General features: G+C 58.4%; 15 protein-coding genes. 5 read left to right on the top strand and 10 right to left on the bottom strand.

The features are described from left to right. Positions 1 to 7: 7 nt before the first annotated feature. From ACQ4MM_RS13195 to ACQ4MM_RS13185, 3 genes are read right to left on the bottom strand one after another with little or no spacing between them, the layout of a single operon-like run. On the bottom strand, positions 8 to 220 hold the full coding sequence (locus ACQ4MM_RS13195) for a KTSC domain-containing protein (RefSeq protein ID WP_431477793.1): 213 nt from the start codon (positions 218 to 220) through the stop codon (positions 8 to 10). After that, the gene (locus ACQ4MM_RS13190; RefSeq protein ID WP_431477792.1) at positions 213 to 2,063 is read right to left on the bottom strand and encodes an ATP-binding protein; all 1,851 of its coding nucleotides are present in this window, start codon (positions 2,061 to 2,063) and stop codon (positions 213 to 215) included. The genes ACQ4MM_RS13195 and ACQ4MM_RS13190 overlap by 8 nt, the downstream gene beginning before the upstream one ends. Further along, positions 2,056 to 3,288: an SIR2 family protein gene (locus ACQ4MM_RS13185; protein WP_431477791.1), complete on the bottom strand. Its 1,233-nt coding sequence runs from the start codon at positions 3,286 to 3,288 to the stop codon at positions 2,056 to 2,058. The genes ACQ4MM_RS13190 and ACQ4MM_RS13185 overlap by 8 nt, the downstream gene beginning before the upstream one ends. Positions 3,289 to 3,791: 503 nt before the next feature. Here ACQ4MM_RS13185 and ACQ4MM_RS13180 point away from each other — a divergent pair. The 4 genes from ACQ4MM_RS13180 (at position 3,792) to ACQ4MM_RS13165 (ending at position 6,743) form a co-directional block, all read left to right on the top strand. Continuing rightward, on the top strand, positions 3,792 to 4,349 hold the full coding sequence (locus tag ACQ4MM_RS13180; RefSeq protein WP_431477790.1) for a hypothetical protein: 558 nt from the start codon (positions 3,792 to 3,794) through the stop codon (positions 4,347 to 4,349). Positions 4,350 to 4,423: 74 nt separating this feature from the next. Then, positions 4,424 to 4,768 (top strand): YggL family protein, encoded by a 345-nt coding sequence (locus ACQ4MM_RS13175; protein ID WP_431477789.1) that lies wholly within the window; start codon positions 4,424 to 4,426, stop codon positions 4,766 to 4,768. Positions 4,769 to 4,869: 101 nt separating this feature from the next. Continuing rightward, positions 4,870 to 5,895, top strand: coding sequence for an alpha/beta hydrolase (locus tag ACQ4MM_RS13170; protein WP_431477788.1), 1,026 nt, complete (start codon positions 4,870 to 4,872; stop codon positions 5,893 to 5,895). A gap of 152 nt (positions 5,896 to 6,047) precedes the next feature. Next, complete coding sequence (locus ACQ4MM_RS13165) at positions 6,048 to 6,743, top strand: alpha/beta hydrolase (RefSeq protein ID WP_431477787.1); 696 nt, start codon at positions 6,048 to 6,050, stop codon at positions 6,741 to 6,743. Between the two features lie 20 nt (positions 6,744 to 6,763). Here the strand turns inward: ACQ4MM_RS13165 and ACQ4MM_RS13160 are convergent, their stop codons facing one another. The 7 genes from ACQ4MM_RS13160 to ACQ4MM_RS13130 form a co-directional block, all read right to left on the bottom strand. Continuing rightward, the gene (locus ACQ4MM_RS13160) at positions 6,764 to 7,378 is read right to left on the bottom strand and encodes a GAD-like domain-containing protein (protein ID WP_431477786.1); all 615 of its coding nucleotides are present in this window, start codon (positions 7,376 to 7,378) and stop codon (positions 6,764 to 6,766) included. An 11-nt stretch (positions 7,379 to 7,389) separates the two neighbouring features. After that, positions 7,390 to 8,784, bottom strand: coding sequence for a DUF6861 domain-containing protein (locus tag ACQ4MM_RS13155; protein WP_431477785.1), 1,395 nt, complete (start codon positions 8,782 to 8,784; stop codon positions 7,390 to 7,392). A 159-nt stretch (positions 8,785 to 8,943) separates the two neighbouring features. Continuing rightward, complete coding sequence (locus tag ACQ4MM_RS13150) at positions 8,944 to 9,741, bottom strand: substrate-binding periplasmic protein (protein WP_431477784.1); 798 nt, start codon at positions 9,739 to 9,741, stop codon at positions 8,944 to 8,946. A gap of 2 nt (positions 9,742 to 9,743) precedes the next feature. Then, a complete protein-coding gene (locus ACQ4MM_RS13145) occupies positions 9,744 to 11,801 on the bottom strand; it encodes a putative bifunctional diguanylate cyclase/phosphodiesterase (protein WP_431477783.1) in 2,058 nt (685 codons plus the stop codon). Between the two features lie 2 nt (positions 11,802 to 11,803). Continuing rightward, a complete protein-coding gene (locus ACQ4MM_RS13140; protein ID WP_431477782.1) occupies positions 11,804 to 12,967 on the bottom strand; it encodes an HDOD domain-containing protein in 1,164 nt (387 codons plus the stop codon). A 204-nt stretch (positions 12,968 to 13,171) separates the two neighbouring features. Then, positions 13,172 to 13,801: a response regulator transcription factor gene (locus ACQ4MM_RS13135; RefSeq protein WP_431477781.1), complete on the bottom strand. Its 630-nt coding sequence runs from the start codon at positions 13,799 to 13,801 to the stop codon at positions 13,172 to 13,174. After that, positions 13,798 to 15,159 carry a cache domain-containing protein gene (locus tag ACQ4MM_RS13130; protein WP_431477780.1) on the bottom strand — a complete coding sequence of 454 codons (1,362 nt, stop codon included), beginning with the start codon at positions 15,157 to 15,159 and terminating at the stop codon, positions 13,798 to 13,800. Before ACQ4MM_RS13130 ends, ACQ4MM_RS13135 begins: the two co-directional genes overlap by 4 nt. Positions 15,160 to 15,288: 129 nt before the next feature. Here ACQ4MM_RS13130 and ACQ4MM_RS13125 point away from each other — a divergent pair, with 129 nt between their 5' ends. Further along, positions 15,289 to 17,349 carry a carbon starvation CstA family protein gene (locus ACQ4MM_RS13125; protein WP_431477779.1) on the top strand — a complete coding sequence of 687 codons (2,061 nt, stop codon included), beginning with the start codon at positions 15,289 to 15,291 and terminating at the stop codon, positions 17,347 to 17,349. The last annotated feature ends 4 nt before the right edge of the window (positions 17,350 to 17,353 follow it).

The raw sequence follows: 17,353 nt of genomic DNA, 5'->3' as shown, positions 1-17,353 counted from the left end.
GAAACCATCACGCCACGCGTGAGAAGGGAAAAGCGTTACGAATATAAGTGTGCATGTACTGCCCCTTCGAAGGTGCGCGCATTAATTCGTCGTAGGTTACTTGGCCAACATTGAAATATTGATAAACACTGCCGTTGGCAAATTCAATCTCAAGTGTTTGACTTGGCTCATCGAAGCCAATAGATATTACGTTCGAAGAAGCGACAGGATCTCTATTCATTTTGGCCCTCAATTTTCAGTGCGTTCTCTTCTACCGCGATTCGCTGGATAGTGACCTCGTTTACAACCGCTCGTGTGCTTTGAGCACGCCAAGATGCCATTACTCTGTCGTACCCCTCTGCAACGCGACGCGTAGCCCATGCTTGCGAAACTTTAGGATCGGAACTTCTCGGCTGATGCTCCGATGCCGGAAGGGTAATCCTGCATCGAACAGGCAGCCTTGCCGCCTCCCCTGCAATGATTGCTTCCCCGGTCCTCAATACAGGAAGAAGGTCCATGAGCCCGGCCAAGTTGTCCGGCAAGGATCCTTTAACACGCGAACGGTCTGCAGGGTTAGAAAGCCTCAACGCAATTATTGTTCCGCATTGGGACAACACAGTTTCATCAACTTCTGCCGGTCGTTGCGACACAACCATCGCCCCTATGCCGTACTTCCTCCCTTCCTTGACGATTCGCCTCGCCATAATCCCAGCCTCTCCGTCATTGTCGGCGCTAAGGTACCTGTGTGCCTCTTCCATTACCACCAGTAGCGGACGCTCCACTCCACCTTCAGACTTTTCTCTGCTCCAATACAACGCTTCGTAAGTTATCCGCAAAATCGATCCAATTAGCCGCACCAACACACTGCTCGGCACACCAGACAAATCAATAATGGTCAGAGGCTTCTCATGCCCAAGCCAACCTTGAAACAGAGTATCCAAGTCCTCAGCGGGATTACCATCAAGGTCAGGCTCCCACGGCCCCGGATGTAGAATGAAGTCAAATCGACGATCAAGTAACCGTGATCGGAGCGTATTTAGTTGACGCCTGATACCTCGGGCTGCCTGATTCAAGAACGGCCCGGTGTTGCCCATAGCGTGTGGGGTATATTTTGGTGCCGTTAAGGTCGACGCATCACCATCTCTCTCTTTCGCTCGCTGGTCACGCTGAGGGCCGGAAAAGGTCGCTATTTCAAAGTCGATTAGCTCGTACCATAACTTCTTGAGGCTAAATGGAATTGGGCTATCCACCGTGAGAGAGGTTGGGTCGAGACCTGCAAATCCCTTGCTTTCCACAATAGCAGTCTTCAATTCCTGGATCTTGTCGGTGAACGCGATCTCCTGATTTTCTGTTACTCCTCCGACCAAAAAATCCAGTAACTCATTTGCTTCAAGCGCCCAGTAGGGAACGTAAAGAGCTGCCTCGCCTGGCTGAGGCGTGGCACTGAAGACCTTAGCTATGTCTCCTAATGCAGATGTGTACTCACCATGTATATCCAGAAGGATAACGCGCGCGGCCGCAGCCCCGATATTACGTGGATCAGAGGGGCAAACAATGGAACGCAAGAGACTCGCAACGGTAGTTGATTTTCCCGCACCAGTTGACCCCAAAATCGCCGAGTGCCGAGACACCAGCGTGTCAAGGGTTAATCGAACATCGATGTTTTCGGCACTTGAAAGCGTGCCGATTTTGACTTGATTTTCACCACCGCCATATATTCGCTTGAGATCGTTTTCGGTGACGATGTGCACACTATCGCTAATATTCGGATGTTGACTTAACCCCCGCTCAAACGTATCCCCAATAGCCTCACCTGCGAGCTCAACACGCATCCAACGACCTGCATCAACATTTGTCACGTCGGCACTTGGGGGCGCTGCTGTAGCCCCGACCTCACAAACAACTCCATACAGGTCTTGATAACCTAGCGGTATGCGAACAAAACTACCCACATGTGCGACTCGATAGGTATGCCCCTGAATTATGGCCAGCCCTGACGCAAGGGAACTTGCCAATCTAACTGTCAGAGAGGCCCCCGACACCGCGCTTATCGTGCCAAGGAATGTCGGATCATGCTCACTCATTTTTTGCTGACTCCACAGGCGCACCAATGGCCTCAACGAGTCCTTCACTTGCGGGCTTTGCAGACGCTAAGTCGGTTGCCTGAGACAGCGCACAGAAACGCGTAAACGCTGCAAAATCACCAAGAAGGAAAACATCCGATTCGCTATCCCAGCGCTTGCCCCAAAAAGTAGAGCGAATCTCCGCCCAGTTTTTCGGCAGCTCCCCTGGTCGCCAAAGACCTCGAACGCCGCCAATTACCGCGCCGTCGGAAGCATAGACACTAAGGTTTGGACGGTCAAAAGCTATTCTGCACGCAGGCTCTTCATTCTTAAGTGCTTGAAACTGAAAAGCGAGCACTGCAGCATTGGCGTTCATCGCGAGCGCTTCATCCAGCACGGCACAAATATGCGCATCCCGGAAAGAGAATCCTGAAGTCAACAGCAATGTATCCGGCGTTAACAAAAACTGTTTCAGCCTTTCAAACAAGGCTGAATATGGCTGCTTTTGCGTTAAGTCATACTTCAGGTGATCGGGATACACGAGCTGAGCCGCCTTCCTCCCCCCTCCGCGCACGACTCCACCCGGCTCCAAGGCCCACCCCAGCGAACCGTGCAATTTCCACAGGCGCGACCATCGGGCAGGCAGATCATCTCCTGCGATTGTTACTGGATCAAAGAACGGGGCGCTACCACCCGAGAAGCCATCAAAGTAAGGGGCGCGCGCGCGCTCAAATGCCTCTTCGAATAGAAGGTCGTAATTGGTGGTAAAAATCTCAATTGCATGAGGTCGCTGGGTTCCCGAGACCCAAGATACAAGCTCTGTATATGCGTTTCGCTGAGCTGGCAAAGTTGCCGCTACCAAACTACCAATCTTCTCGCAAATCGCTTGCCCTAGTTGCCGATAACCTTCGCTGTCCAATCCTGCAATTTCCGTTTTGCCCAACGCTTGCTGGAGTAAACGCACTTTTGAAAGAATCGTCTCGATGTTTGCGTTTGCCCCTAGATCATCCCGAATCGATTTCGCGGCAGCGGCTTGCTTATCTTCAAGTCCATCTAACGCAAGACGCGTAAGCTCCTCAACTCCAGGGATAAGCGCCTTTCCCTTGGCAGAAAGTTGACCATCGTCACCAACCCTAACCGCAAGAGGGGCGCCCGCACCAATCAAAAGTCCGATTCTTTTTCTCCCCTGCGACAGTATTTGCCTCAGGTCCGACATGAAACGGTCTGGGTTGTGAAATGTATCCAAATCGTGCCTCGAAGTGTGCGTGCTTAACTGGCATAGGCCAGACCGAAGGGGAGCGTTTCCTTCGTAAAAGTATATGCCTCGCCAGGCAATAAATTCTAACCAATTGTCACTTTCACCCTGCACGTTTTCGTCGCGTCACCTTGGTGTTCGCAGGAGAAAAGTTGACTTCTTCTGGCGTTTGCACATTCCGAAGATGCTGCCACACCCCCATCAATGTAACGAGTCTAGATTACAACACAAAGTTCAAATTTGGCAATAAAAAACATTTCCGCAACTCTTTTGAACATAACGTACAATCAACAACTTACAACTGAAATCTTGCTATGACTTGCGGAATGCTTTTTAGATTAAGATTTTGATTTTTAAGGAATAGAGTGGAGACTTGAAAACTGCCGACGGTTAATCCCGTTCGTGAGTTCGAATCTCACCGCTCCGCCAGTTGTAGAAGTACCTAGTGTAGGAGGTGACGGGATCGAAACCATCCAACTACCTAGGAGCAGTAAATGATCAAGATCAAATCGTTGTTTCAGCGTAACTACGACGGAAATCGTCAAGTTCGTGACGAAATCGTCCCCGGATCCGAATGGGTCACCGAAGGTATCGGCTACGCTACCCGAAAGTGGGATGGCTTGGCCGTACGTTTGAGAGATGGCGTGTTCCATGTTCGCTACGACGCGAAAACCGGACGCACTCCTCCGCCTGGTTTCGAACCCGCTCAACCACAGCCCGACCCTGAATCCGGCCACTGGCCTGGCTGGGTGACAGTTGAAGGTAAGAACTTGAAGCGAATCGCGGCGGCTGCCCAAAAAGACCTGCCCGATGGGACGTATGAGTTTTGCGGACCATCGGTAGGAACTCGCCACGGAGCGAATCCCGAACGGTTAACTGAACACCTGCTGGTACCTCACGGTAAAGATGTACTGGACGATTGCCCTCGTGATTTCGAAGGACTGAGGTCTTACTTAACCAGAAACCTGATGGAAGGCGTGGTCTGGTACCACCCCGATGGTCGCATGGTGAAGATAAAGGCCGCCGACTTTGGCATTACGAGGGAAGCTTAAGCAAAGGGGTTGGTGGCACAATATCGCCACCAGCCCTGTTTGTTATCTTTGAAGTATTCCAACCTTTCCGAATCATGACCGCATCCCGCCGCTATAACAAACGTCAACTCAAGAAAAAGCACCTCGGTGAATTCCAGGAACTGGGCTTCCTCGTCGAAGCCCAACTGGTCGGCACCCTGACCCTGGCCGAGCACAACGCCCTGATCCACCAATTCCTAGAAGAAGCCATCGAAGCCAATGGCCTCGCGTTTGGCGGTGGCTACAGCGACGACTTCGGCGGCATCGTGGTGTCGAACAAGCCATATGGCAAAGTCGAAGAAAGCCATCGTGCCCTGGTACAGGATTGGATGTCCAAACATAGCAAACTGACCAACGTCAAAGTCGGCGAACTGCGCGACGCTTGGTACGGTTGGGGTTAATCGCGCGTCGAGCGCTCCCAACGACCAGGAAAGGGCGGCCCATGTGGTCGCCCTTTTTATTATGATAATCTTGCCATTCCACCAACCAAGGAAGGGCAACTGTGAATTCACTGCTTCTCGTCGCAGCCGCCATGCTGGCTTTGCCGGCCCAGGCTTCGCAACAATTCAAGGTGCCATCGACGCCGGGCGTTACTCTGGCGGTCACGGAGATCGGGCAGCATCGCGGCAAGCGCCCTATCCTGCTGGTGCATGGGGCACGGGTCAGCTCGAAGGCGTCGTTCGACCTGCCGGTGGCGGGAGGTTCGTTGGCAGCCGACTTGGCGACACGCGGGTTCGATGTCTACACCCTCGATGTACGTGGCTATGGCGCCTCGACGCGATTGGTCGCAATGGAGTCGCCACCAACGATCGGCGCGGCTCTGGTGCGCACTAATACCGCGATTGAAGATATCGATGCGGCGGTGGATTTCGTGCGCCAGCGCAGTGCTGGCGCCAAGGTGGCGTTGTTTGGATGGGCAACTGGCGGCCAGTGGGCGGGGCATTATGCGACCTTGCATTCGCCGAAACTCAGTGCGGTCGTCATGTTGAATAGCCTTTATCGCGGCACCTCAGCACATCCGCTGATTGGGCGAGGCACCGGGCTGGAGGACAAAGAACGGCCTGGCACCTTCAACCGTGCCGCTTGCGGCAATTATCGTGTGTCCGATGCGGCATCCACTTTGGGCGCGTGGGACCGCACCCTGGGCGAGGATAAGGACGACGCGCGCGATCCGGCAGTGGCGAAGGCCTACGTGGAGGCCGCGCTGGATAGCGACAGCACCAGCGGCCAGCGCGAGCCGCGCAGCTTCCGTGCGCCGTGTGGTGCGATGGAAGACAGCTTCTACCTCGCGACTGGCCGCCAACTGTGGGATGCTTCGCTGATCACTGCGCCTGTACTCGCGATCGCCGGCGAGAAGGATTTCTGGTCGCGGCCGGAAGACATGCAGAATCTGCAGGCGGACCTGGTTCATTCTGCCGCCGTACGCATGGTGCGCATTACGAACGGCACGCACTTCCTGCACCTGGAACGCCCAGCGCGAGGACGCGCGCAACTCATCGATGAAGTCGACAACTTCGTGCCGCGATAGGCCTTGAGCGCTGCGGCATAAGTGCTACTCTGCTTGTAAACTTTTACGCGGGAGACGTCATGCTTCGATTTTTCAGCAAGCTTGCAGCAATGTTCCTATTCACTGGTGCGGTAGTGGCGCAGACTACGCCGCAAGCTGTAGGCGTAGTTGTCATGCATGGCAAAGGCGGTTCGCCGACAAAGTTTGTGGCAGAACTGGCGTCAGGACTGGAAGCCAAGGGACACTTGGTCGCGAATATTGAAATGCCCTGGTCCGGCAACCGGAATTACGACGTCAACCCGGCGGCGGCCGAAGCGGAAGTCGATGCGGCGTTGGCCCGCTTGCGCGCAAAGGGCGCGAGCCGCCTGTTCGTGGCGGGACATAGCCTGGGTGGCACGTTCGCGTTCTACTACGGCAGCAAGCACGCCGTGGATGGCATCATCTCCATTGCGCCGGGTGCCAGCACCGCCAGCCAAGTGGTTCGAGAAAAGCTGGGCGGAACACTGGAGGAGGCGCGCAAACTGGTTGCGGAGGGCAAAGGCGGCGAGACGGCGCGGTTGCAAGATTTTGAAGGTGCGAAAGGAACCTATGCCGTTGTCTGCAAGCCCGACAACTATGTTCTTTGGTTTGATCCCGATGGCGCCATGAACCTGATGAAATCGATTCGCGCCTTGAAGCCGGAAATGCCTGTGTTACTCATTGTACCCAAAGGCGACTACCCCTCCCTGATCAAGCAAAAGCAAAGCCTTGTCGATGCACTGCCACGCAATCCGCAGACCAGATTATTTGAACCTGACGCCACGCACACAGGCGCGCCAAACGCCTCGCGCGATGAAATCTCGCGCTGGATGATGGAAGTGGCGCGCTAACCTGCTTTCGGCCACCTTTGTCAGGCAGGGGGCGCCATCACGTCCAGTGGGCTGAGTTGTGCGAGGAATACCAAGTGCTCGACAGCCTTAACTTTTTTCAGGTGCGATAGGTTTGCAGGTCCACCCAATGCCAGTGCCGGGAAGAAGCCGTACATTTCATCGTGCGTTAGTCGGCCAAGCTTTCCTAATGCCGGAGAGAACATCTCAGCGAAGTCGTTTTCTTCGCGATCTCGCACGCTAAAAAATGCCCGCAAACCAAGCTCCAGCTCGTTCTCGATGAAAATAGCTTCGTTAGGAAGGCAATAGGAGCCTGGAGCGAATATTCTGAGTGATTCGCCCGTGCGTTCACCCCAAAAATAAAGCTCACCGAACGCACTCCGCGCGATGATGTGATAAGCGTCCTTTTCCATGAACGACGTTTCACCTATCCAGGCTTCCAGCACAGGCTCGTACTCATGGGGATCGACCGTCCAGAATAGCCCGTCTGCATAACCGCACCAACCATGCTCTTCCCAATATTTCAGAAGTTGGTCTGGAAGCTTTCCGCGGAAGCGCTCTATGCTCGAAGATGGCACGTGACGCCTATGAACAGGGGGGCCCATCTTTTCAAGGAAATATTCGAAGTATTCATCCATAGTCATCCGTCCTACTTACATCGCTCAAGTTTTACGTTCATTTTCGCAGATGCCCTCTGTGATACTGGCACCTTTTTTACGGCCTCGTCTAGCGCGCCGACGCGACTTCGCCATTGAGAACCGATTCGCGAATTAACATTTCTGTCACCAAAGTCGCCAATGGCGTCCCGCCCGGCCGCAACCATGTCGGGATTGTGCAAGGCTGCCAAAGTCTTCATTTTCCTTGCAGCTTCGTCTAATGCCTTGGCCGCTGCCGCTTTGGGCGATAAGCCCTCCCGCAAGAATTGCCTTTCCAGATTCTTCTTGAGTTGGAATTCGTGGCTTGCCCGTGCCTGTTTCGCCACACTTGGGTCACGGGTCACATCTTTCGATGTAAACGCTTCGCGTCCGCCAAGGTACTCCTCAACGGTCATGTCGTTTAAGCCGGCTTCCTGTCCCGCCAATTGGCGATCAAACTCGGGAATCTTGCTACTTGGTAGATCATTGGGTTTAAAACATGGCACCTTCTTTTGCGGTATGCCTGCAGGACGAGGCTGCTCCGGTTCCTCAACCTTCCGCCTACGTTTCGGCGGTAAGGAAGCCGGTTCGCCTTGCTCGCTCACGACATTTTTGCGGCGGGCCTGCAGGGCCGGGTGACGGCTTAGTCTCTGTTCGTTTTCTTCAATCCAGCGGGCCACACGTGGGCCCAAACGGGAGCTTCCCCGAATCTCCTGCAGCGCCACAGCCTTATTGCCTCCGCCGCGTGAAAAGTAGGCCATCAGTGCCATAAGGATAGCCACAATCATCATCACGTGGCCATTGGCGAATTCATAGGCGGCATGCCTTACATCACCACGCTGTGGGTCTTCAAGCGCATAGCTACAAGTACGCGGGCTGCGCGGCGCCGGTCCCCATGCTTCGCGAAAGCCGCGTTCGTAATACTCCAACGCTTCCGGAATCGCTGTCACCATACCTTCCACCAGCGACTTCAGTCCCAGCAACGCCATCACCCAGGCACCAATCTGGGAACCCGCTGCTGCGCCGGCAGCGGCGCCGGGCAAAGCGCCCACTCCGCCAAAGAATGCACCACCTGTGGCGCCAACTGCGGCACCAGCAACTACCGAACCACCGTAGTAAAGAGCAATGTCTTTGCAAACCTCGACGAGGATGCCCCAGATGGACGACATGTCGATGCCAGCGAGTCTGTCCGCGATTATGCGGCGAGCCATATCGCCCGACTGCTCCAGCGCGTGCCGTACGCGCCTTACACGCGACGACTGGCTGTCAACGCTCCCGAATCCAAAGTTGGGAACCTGCCCCAACTCCCGCCCCATGCTGTCGAATGTTGGACGTCCGTCATGCCCGATGCTGAGATGGCGTTCTTTCTTATCGAGCTCACTCCATATGCGCGACGAATTGTTAAGCAAATCGTTACCTCTCTTGCGAATCGGACTGCAATTACCAAAGTGGCGAAGCCGCTAGAATAGCAAAATAATTAAACTTTCGATAAGTTCAACAGTGCACAATGGTCGTGGAGTGGCGGCGCGCCGCTGCGCCACGAGGTGAACGAGTAGTGCCGCGCTACGCTAGCAGGGCTTGGGCTTGACGGCGGCGAACTGGCAGTCGATCGGACGGAAAAATTCGCGCGAGGTGCCGTAGGACTTGTTGTAGCGGTCGAAGATGCGGTCGATCTCACCGGATTTGTACAGCGCAGCGACGCCGCGCTCGAAGCTGTCGCGCTGTTCTGCGGTGCGGAATATGAACCAGTATTCGTTCGGCTTGCCGAGGATATCGTGGTACACCAGGTCGAAGTCGCCGTCGCGCAGGTAGGACTGGCGGCTCAGGTAGTAGTTGAAAATATCGCGCTGCGAGATCACCACATCCACCTGCCTCAGGACAAGCAGCGGGGACGGCAGCGTCAGCGGCTCCGAGTAGCGCGGATTGCCTTGCACGGCCTCGCGATAGCCGCCGCCCAGCATTCGGCTGGCGCCGTTGAAGGCGGTCACACGGTAACGGGACAGGTCGGCGACCGAATCGAGGCGCGGCAAGTCCGCGCGGCGCGTGATCGCCATATTGTGGAAGCTGGTCACGGGCCAGCGGCTGATCACGCCAATTGGCGTCATCGATGGCTTGCCACTTGTCGCGACGTCGACCAGGCCGCTGCGCAGCGCATCGTCGGTGCGCTTCATCGGCAAATAAAAGAATTCGGCGGTAATGGCCTGGGTTGCCATTGCCTCGCGCAGGACGTCAACCAGCAGGCCGCTTTGGCGGTCGGGCATGACGAAGGGGGCGATGTCATCTTGCAGCCCAAACTTGATGCGCGCCGGTTCTGCTGCCTGCGTGGAGCAAGAAATCAGCAGTGCCAGGGCGGTGGCGCGGAACATGGTCAGCCTGCGGCGGCGATGGGTTCCGGCGGCGCCCAGTTCTGCAGCAGCGCATTCTCGAATTCAAGCGCGGGCAAGGGACGCGAGAAAAGATAGCCCTGCACTTCGTCGCAGCCGGAATCCTTCAGGAAGGCCAGTTGTTCCGGGGTTTCCACACCTTCGGCGATCACCCTGTGATTCAGTTGCTGGGCGATGCTGATGATGGTGCTGGCAATCGCGCAGTCGTTGCTGTCGACCGGAATGCCGGTGGTGAAGGAGCGGTCGATCTTCAGCGTGTCGATCGGGAATCGCTTGAGGTAGGACAGGCTGGAATACCCGGTGCCGAAATCGTCCAGCGACAGTGTGATGCCGGCCGCAGTCAGGCGGTCCATGATGCCGATCACGCGTTCGATATTGTGCATCAGGGTGGATTCGGTGATTTCCAGTTCCAGCCACGATGGTTCGAGGCCGTAACGGCGCAGCGTTTCCATCACGCGGCCCGGCAGCGCGGAGGTGAACTCGCGCGCCGATACATTGACCGCCAGCCGTACCGGCGGCAAGCCTTTTTCCTTCCAGGCCTGCGCCTGCGCGCAGGCTGCTTCCAGCACCCATTCGCCAACCTGTACCACCAGGCCGGTTGCTTCGGCCAACGGGATGAATTCGGCCGGCGGCACCAGGCCGCGTTCGGGGTGCTTCCAGCGCACCAGCGCTTCGGCGCCGATGATCCTGCCGGTGCTGATTTCAAACTTGGGCTGGTAGTGCAGTAGCAGCTGTCCATTGCCAAGCGCCTGGCGCAGGCCGGATTCGATGCGCATGCGCTCCTGCATGCCCTTGTTCATATCCTGGCTGTAGAAGGCGATATGTTCGCCATCCGTCGATGCGTTCTGCTTGGCGCGGTACATGGCGATATCGGCCAGGCGCAGCAGGGTCTCGGCGTCATTGCCGTCCTGCGGATAGACACTGATGCCGATCGAGGCGCTGACGCGCAGGTCGTGGCCATCGATCAGGAACGGTTCGTTCAGCGCCGACAGCAGCTTGTTGGCCACCATGCTGGCTTCGTAATGCTGGTGGATGTCGAACAGGCCGACTGCGAATTCGTCGCCGGACAGGCGTGCCACCACGTCCTGGTCGCGCAGCGCAAGGCGGAAGCGCTGCGACACTTCGCGCAGCAGCGCGTCGCCGACCGCTCGGCCCAGCGTGTCGTTAATCAGCTTGAAGCGATTCAGGTCGATGAACATGACGCAGCCATCCGCCTTGCTGCGCTGGGCCACGGTCATGGCCTGGTCGACCAGCTTGGTCAGCAGCGAACGATTCGGCAGGCTGGTCAGCGCGTCGTAGTAAGCCAAGTGGTGGATGCGCTCTTCCGCCTCCTTGCGCTCCGTGATGTCGGTCAGGTAGGCGACCAGGCCGATCGAGCGGTCTTCCATATCGCATAACTGCGACAGCGACAGGCTGGCCCAGAACACATCGCCGTTCTTCTTCTTGCGTCGCACTTCCATCAGGCGGCCGCCCTGCTCCAGGAATTCATCGCCCAGGTCTTCGTCTTCGTCGTCGTAGAGGAAGATGATGTTGCGGCCGACCGCTTCCACCGCCGAATAGCCGAACAGGCGCTCGGCGCCCTTGTTCCAGCTTGTGATGAAGCCGTTCAGGTCCATGGTCAGCACCGATTCGTGGATCTGGTCCAGTATTTGCGTCTGGTGCTGCAAGCGCGCTTCCACTTGCACATAAGCGTGGGTGGTGCGCTGCGCTATTGAATGCACCTGCAGTACGCTGCCGGCGAGGCTGGCCAGGCTGGCCAGGTTCTGCCGGCTGGTTTCAGTGTAGTTGTCGAGGCCGGAAACTTCAAAGCGGCCGAAATACTGGTGCTCGTACTGGATCAGTTGCGACAGGCCGCTTTCCCATCCCGGCAAACCGGTGGCAGGCGTCATCTCGCTCGGCACGTAGCGGCCGTGCGGGCTGCCGGTGACCTCGCGCGCAATGCGGCCCAGCTCTTCAACCAGCGCGCGGCCACGCAGGCGCAGCACCGCATCGCACACAGCGGCGCTGCTGGCGAGGAAGTTGGCAACCGGTTGCTGGAGCATGCCTATACGTTCCTGCTGACCTGCAACGCCCAATGGTAGGCCTGCAATAGACTTCGCCAGTAGGTTTCGTTGTCGATGCCGACGTCGCGCAGCGCGCTCGCCTGAGGCTCGTGCATTTCCACCAGCGCCAGCATTTCGCCCAGCGGACCACTGCGGTCCAGCAGCGCCGCGACCACGTCCAGGTCAAGGTTCAGGGCCGAAACGATGTCGGTCATCGGCATCGCCAGCAGCACGTCGAGCAGGGAGAACACGCCCACCAGGAAGGCCTGGTCCTGTTCATCGCGTTCGCATTCGCGCAGCTTGCACAGGGCTTCCATCTGCGCGGCGCGCAGGGCAGCCAGTGGCAGCAAGACATTGGCCGGGCCGTCGGCTTGCTGGCGCGCGTACAGCAGCAGCTGCAGCCAGCGTTGCAGTTGGCGGCGGCCCAGCAGGTTGATGGCCTGGCCGAAATTGTGGATTGGGTTGCTGTTCGGAGCGAAGGCCGCTGAATTCACCAGCTTGAGCAACTGGAAGGACAGCGCCGGGTCTTGCTTCAGCAGTGCTTCCAGTTCGCGTGAATCTGCGTCTTGCGCCAACAGGCCAAGCAGGGCAAGCAGGCGTTTGCGGGTGCTGCCATCGCCCTGCCCCGCATCATGCGCCTGCGCGCGCGGCAACTCGCCACGGAACAGGGTGAAACCGGCTTTGCGGCATTCATCGGCGCGGATGGCGACGGCATTGCGGGCCAGGTGCGGGCCAGGCAGCGACATCATCGCCAGCGTACCGGGCAGCGCATCGGCGCAATCGACATCGAGGCCGCGGATGCCGGCTTGGGCCGCGGCGACGCCTGCTTCGCCGTCGGCCAGCAAGCGCAGGCCGCGCTCGGCCAGCCGCTTGCAATGCTTCTGCACCGCCTCGTCGGCCAGCAATGCTGCAGGAACCGTGAATACGATGCGCTCAAGCGGCAGGCCATCAAGCTGGCTGGCATCGAGTGCGAACGGATCGGCGAGGGGAATGAAGTAATCGAGCGAACCCAGTGCTTCGGATTCAGGGCAGCCCAGGAGCGATTGCAGCGTCGACAGCGAAGCCGCTTCCGGCAGTTGAAAAGCCAGTCCTACCCAGTGGTTTTGGGTATCCAGGACAGGCTTGATTCCCACCAGCGGTAACGATTTCGGGTTTAACGCAAACATCGGAATCTCGGTGTGGTAACACTAACAATGGTAAATGGTCTATTGATGTAAAGCAACCATTGAGCGCACGCGGACACCCTGTGTTACAAGACTCGGGGAGTCTAACAGAAATTGCCCAAAAGTCAGCTTTTGAGTGGTAGAGGAGACAATCGAATTGCCAGTTTTGTATCGGTAACGATACATTACTGATTATTTTACTAATTTCTACTTGTCGAATTGTGCGTGTTGGACGGCAAACTTGATCAGTTCTGCCTGACCTTCGATGCCAAGCTTGCGTTTTATGTTAAGGCGGTGAGTTTCCACCGTGCGCACGCTGAGGTCCAGCTCGCGCGCAATATGCTTGTTCGATTCACCATTCGCGAGATGGCGCAGCACCTCCGCTTCACGCGTGGTGAGCTGGTTATCCTGAGCCATGGGCTTGGCCAGCTGCTGCGCCAGGTTGGCGCTGTAGTAGATACCGCCCGCCATCACGGTTTCAATGGCGACCACAATATCCTTGCCCGGCGCATCTTTCAGCACATACCCGCGGGCGCCGGCCTGGATGGCCTGGGTCACGTATTCCAGCTTGTCGTGCATCGACAGGATCAGCACCGCAATCGATGGGAATTGGCGCTTGAACAAGGCGGTGGCTTCGATGCCGTTGGTGCCGCGCATATTGATGTCCATCAGGACCAGCTCGGGACTGTGCAGTTGCGCAGCGTCCAGCGCTTCGGCCGCGCTGCCTGCCTCGGCTACCACTTCGAACTGCGCCATCGCTTCCAGCCTTGCGCGCAAACCGTCGCGCACGAGGGGGTGATCGTCTACCAGCAGGATCCTTGTCCGCAGCTCACTCATTTTTTGCCTTTGTTGTCTACTCGCGCCAGCACCGTGGTGCCGGCGGGCGAGGATTCGATGCGGAACTGGCCGCCGATCGCATCCATGCGCTCCATCATATTCCGTAATCCGATGCCGCGTTTCGGATGGCCGGCAATGCCCTCGGCATCGAAGCCGCTGCCGTTGTCGGCGATGCGCAGCGTGACGCCTTCAGCATCGCCCTCGAGGCCGATATTGACGCTGGTGGCCGCGGCGTGGCGCTCGATATTGGTCAGCGCTTCCTGCGCAATGCGGAACAGCACCGTGTTGGCCACGTCCGGCAGGCCGTCGGTGCAGCCGGTGGCGCTGAAGGCCACGTCGACACCGATGTGCACGCGGAATTCGGCGGCCAGGTGGTCCAGCGCGGCAGCCAGGCCCAGGTCGTCCAGGATGGCCGGGCGCAGGTTGTGCGAGATGCGGCGCACCTCGCCCAGCACATTGTTCAACTGCTCCGCCGTGTGCTCGAAAGCCGCCTTGGCCTTGTCTTGCTGCGCCGGATTGCCAAGACGGATGATGCCCGCTTCGATCTGCAGCTTGATCGACACCAGCCACTGGCTGATGCCGTCGTGCAGGTCGCGCGACAGCCGCGCCCTCTCCTCTTCCTGCGATTCGACCACGCGCTGCGCCAGCACTTTGAGCTTGGCATCGGCCACGCGGTATTCGCGGATATTCAGCGCCAGGCCGGAAACGCCGACCGCCACCAGCGCCATGGCCGCAATCGCCGCCATCCACAGCAAGGTGTTGCGGATATTGCCGCGCTGCTGGGCGTCGACCTTGGCCAGCGCCGCATCGACGTCATCGAGGTAGATGCCGGTACCCAGCATCCAGCCCCATTCCGGCAGCGGGATCACGTAGCCCAGCTTGGGCGCGGACTTATGGGTGGACGGCTTGACCCAGTTGTAGCGCTCCAGCCCTCCTCCTTCACGGGCGCGGGCCAGCAGGCGCTGGATGGTCGGATTGCCTTCCTGGTCCTTCAGCATGAACAGGTTCTGGCCCACCAGTTCCGGCTGGCGTGGGTGCATCAGCGAATTGCCCTGCATGTCGTAGACGAAGAAATAGCCGTCGTCGCCGAAACTCAGCGTGGACAGGATGCGTTTCGCTTCGTCGAGCGTGGCCGGGTCGTTGCGGCCCGATTTGACCAGGTGGGCAATCGAGTGATTGGCCAGCGTCACGTAGTGTTTGAGCTCCGCTTCCTTGCTGGCCAGGTAGGCCTGCTGGATGGTGTCGCGCTGCTGGCGGGCGAGCGTGGTCGCCTGGTAGCGCACCGCGATGGAGATCGCGCACAGGGCCAGGATCAGGGGCGCAATGGCCAGGAACAGGAACTTTTGCCGCAGCTTCATGCGGCGATTGTAAGCCCGCTGCCGTGCACCTGTCCTACGTAGTTATACGGACGGCGTTTGCGTAGTGGTGCGCTTGTGACAGATATTCAATTCCTGAATACTGGCCATTCATCCTTGGAGGAGACCCCGATGAATCCCGTTATGAAGAAATTTGGCTGGGCAGCGATGTCCGTGCTGGGCGCCAGCGCCTTGGGCGTGATTGCACTCAAGCGCGGCGAACCTGTCAGCGCCATCTGGCTGGTGATTGCGGCCGTTTGCGTGTACCTGATCGCGTACCGCTTCTACAGCCTGTTTATTGCCAAGAACGTCATGGGCCTGGAGGCTGACCGCCTGACCCCGGCCTACAAGTACAACGATGGCCTGGACTATGTGCCGACCAATAAGAACGTCCTGTTCGGGCACCACTTCGCCGCAATCGCCGGCGCCGGCCCGCTGGTCGGCCCCGTGCTGGCGGCGCAAATGGGCTACCTGCCCGGCATGCTGTGGATCCTGGCTGGCGTGGTTTTCGCCGGCGCCGTGCAGGACTTCATGGTGCTGTTCATTTCCACCCGCCGCGACGGCCGTTCGCTCGGTGACCTGATCAAGTCCGAACTGGGCCCGGTACCGGGCAATATCGCGCTGCTGGGCACCTTCATGATCATGGTGATCATCCTGGCCGTACTGGCGCTGATCGTGGTGAAAGCACTGGCGCATTCGCCGTGGGGCTCGTTCACCGTGATGGCCACCATCCCGATCGCCTTGTTCATGGGCGTCTACTCCCGCTATATCCGGGTGGGCCGCGTCGGCGAGGTGTCGCTGATCGGCTTCGTGCTGCTGATGCTGGCGATCTTCGGCGGCCAGTGGGTGCAGGAAAACCCTGCCCTGGCGCCGATGTTCACCTTCTCCGGCACTGAACTGACCTGGATGCTGATCGGCTACGGCTTCATCGCTTCCGTGCTGCCGGTATGGCTGCTGCTGGCGCCGCGCGACTACCTGTCCACCTTCCTGAAGATCGGCACCATCGTCGGCCTGGCACTGGGCATCCTGATCGTGTCGCCGATGCTGCAAATGCCTTCGCTGACCAAATTCATCGACGGCACCGGCCCGGTATGGTCCGGCAACCTGTTCCCCTTCCTGTTCATCACCATCGCCTGCGGCGCCGTTTCCGGCTTCCACGCGCTGATTTCCTCCGGTACCACGCCGAAGATGATCGAGAACGAAACCCATGCCCGTTTCATCGGCTACGGTGCAATGCTGATGGAATCCTTTGTCGCCATCATGGCGCTGATCGCCGCTTCGACCATCGAGCCAGGCGTGTACTTCGCGATGAACAGCCCGGTCGCGCTGCTTGGCACCACCGCGGAATCGGCGGCGCAGGCAATCTCCCAGTGGGGCTTCTACGTCACGCCAGAAATGCTGACGCAGACCGCCAAAGACGTGGGCGAATCCACCATCATCTCGCGTGCCGGCGGCGCACCTACCCTGGCGGTGGGCATGGCGCACATCCTGTCGAACGTGGTCGGCGGCAAAGCCATGATGGCGTTCTGGTACCACTTCGCCATCCTGTTCGAAGCATTGTTCATCCTGACCGCTGTCGATGCGGGCACCCGCGCCGGCCGCTTCATGCTGCAGGACTTGCTGGGCTCCTTCGCACCGTCGCTGAAGCGCACCGATTCCGTGCTCGCCAGCCTGCTGGCCACCGGCCTGTGCGTGGCGGCCTGGGGCTACTTCCTGTACCAGGGCGTGGTCGATCCGCTGGGCGGCATCAACACCTTGTGGCCGCTGTTCGGCATCGCCAACCAGATGCTGGCTGCGATTGCGCTGATCCTGGCGACCTGCGTGCTGTTCAAGATGAAGCGCGCCAAGTACGCCTGGGTCACCATCCTGCCGACCATCTGGCTGCTGCTGTGCACCCTGACCGCCGGCTGGCAGAAGATCTTCGACGCCAATCCGAAGATCGGCTTCATGGCCCACGCCGCGAAGTACCAGGCCTCCCTGGCCGAAGGCAAGTTGCTGGCACCGGCCAAGTCGATGGAACAGATGCAGCAGGTGATCTTCAACGACTACCTGGATGCAGGCCTGGCAGCCTTCTTCATGATCGTCGTGGTCAGCGTGCTGGTGTTCGGCGTGCGCACTGCGCTGGCGGCCTGGAACGCCGGCCGCCCAACCCACAACGAAGCCCCGGCCCAATACGCCGCTGCGGCCAAGTGACGCC

It is taken from the genome of Massilia eburnea (assembly GCF_050709955.1).
GTDB classification, from domain to species: Bacteria; Pseudomonadota; Gammaproteobacteria; order Burkholderiales; family Burkholderiaceae_D; genus Rugamonas; species Rugamonas eburnea_A.
This window is presented reverse-complemented; position numbering and strand designations above follow the sequence as displayed.

Coding starts and splice junctions, on each gene's coding strand:
- ACQ4MM_RS13195 (WP_431477793.1), bottom strand. CDS start 220: ATGAATAGAGATCCTGTCGCTTCTTCGAACGTAATATCTATTGGCTTC.
- ACQ4MM_RS13190 (WP_431477792.1), bottom strand. CDS start 2,063: ATGAGTGAGCATGATCCGACATTCCTTGGCACGATAAGCGCGGTGTCG.
- ACQ4MM_RS13180 (WP_431477790.1), top strand. CDS start 3,792: ATGATCAAGATCAAATCGTTGTTTCAGCGTAACTACGACGGAAATCGT.
- ACQ4MM_RS13175 (WP_431477789.1), top strand. CDS start 4,424: ATGACCGCATCCCGCCGCTATAACAAACGTCAACTCAAGAAAAAGCAC.
- ACQ4MM_RS13165 (WP_431477787.1), top strand. CDS start 6,048: ATGCATGGCAAAGGCGGTTCGCCGACAAAGTTTGTGGCAGAACTGGCG.
- ACQ4MM_RS13160 (WP_431477786.1), bottom strand. CDS start 7,378: ATGGATGAATACTTCGAATATTTCCTTGAAAAGATGGGCCCCCCTGTT.
- ACQ4MM_RS13150 (WP_431477784.1), bottom strand. CDS start 9,741: ATGTTCCGCGCCACCGCCCTGGCACTGCTGATTTCTTGCTCCACGCAG.
- ACQ4MM_RS13145 (WP_431477783.1), bottom strand. CDS start 11,801: ATGCTCCAGCAACCGGTTGCCAACTTCCTCGCCAGCAGCGCCGCTGTG.
- ACQ4MM_RS13140 (WP_431477782.1), bottom strand. CDS start 12,967: ATGTTTGCGTTAAACCCGAAATCGTTACCGCTGGTGGGAATCAAGCCT.
- ACQ4MM_RS13135 (WP_431477781.1), bottom strand. CDS start 13,801: ATGAGTGAGCTGCGGACAAGGATCCTGCTGGTAGACGATCACCCCCTC.
- ACQ4MM_RS13130 (WP_431477780.1), bottom strand. CDS start 15,159: ATGAAGCTGCGGCAAAAGTTCCTGTTCCTGGCCATTGCGCCCCTGATC.
- ACQ4MM_RS13125 (WP_431477779.1), top strand. CDS start 15,289: ATGAATCCCGTTATGAAGAAATTTGGCTGGGCAGCGATGTCCGTGCTG.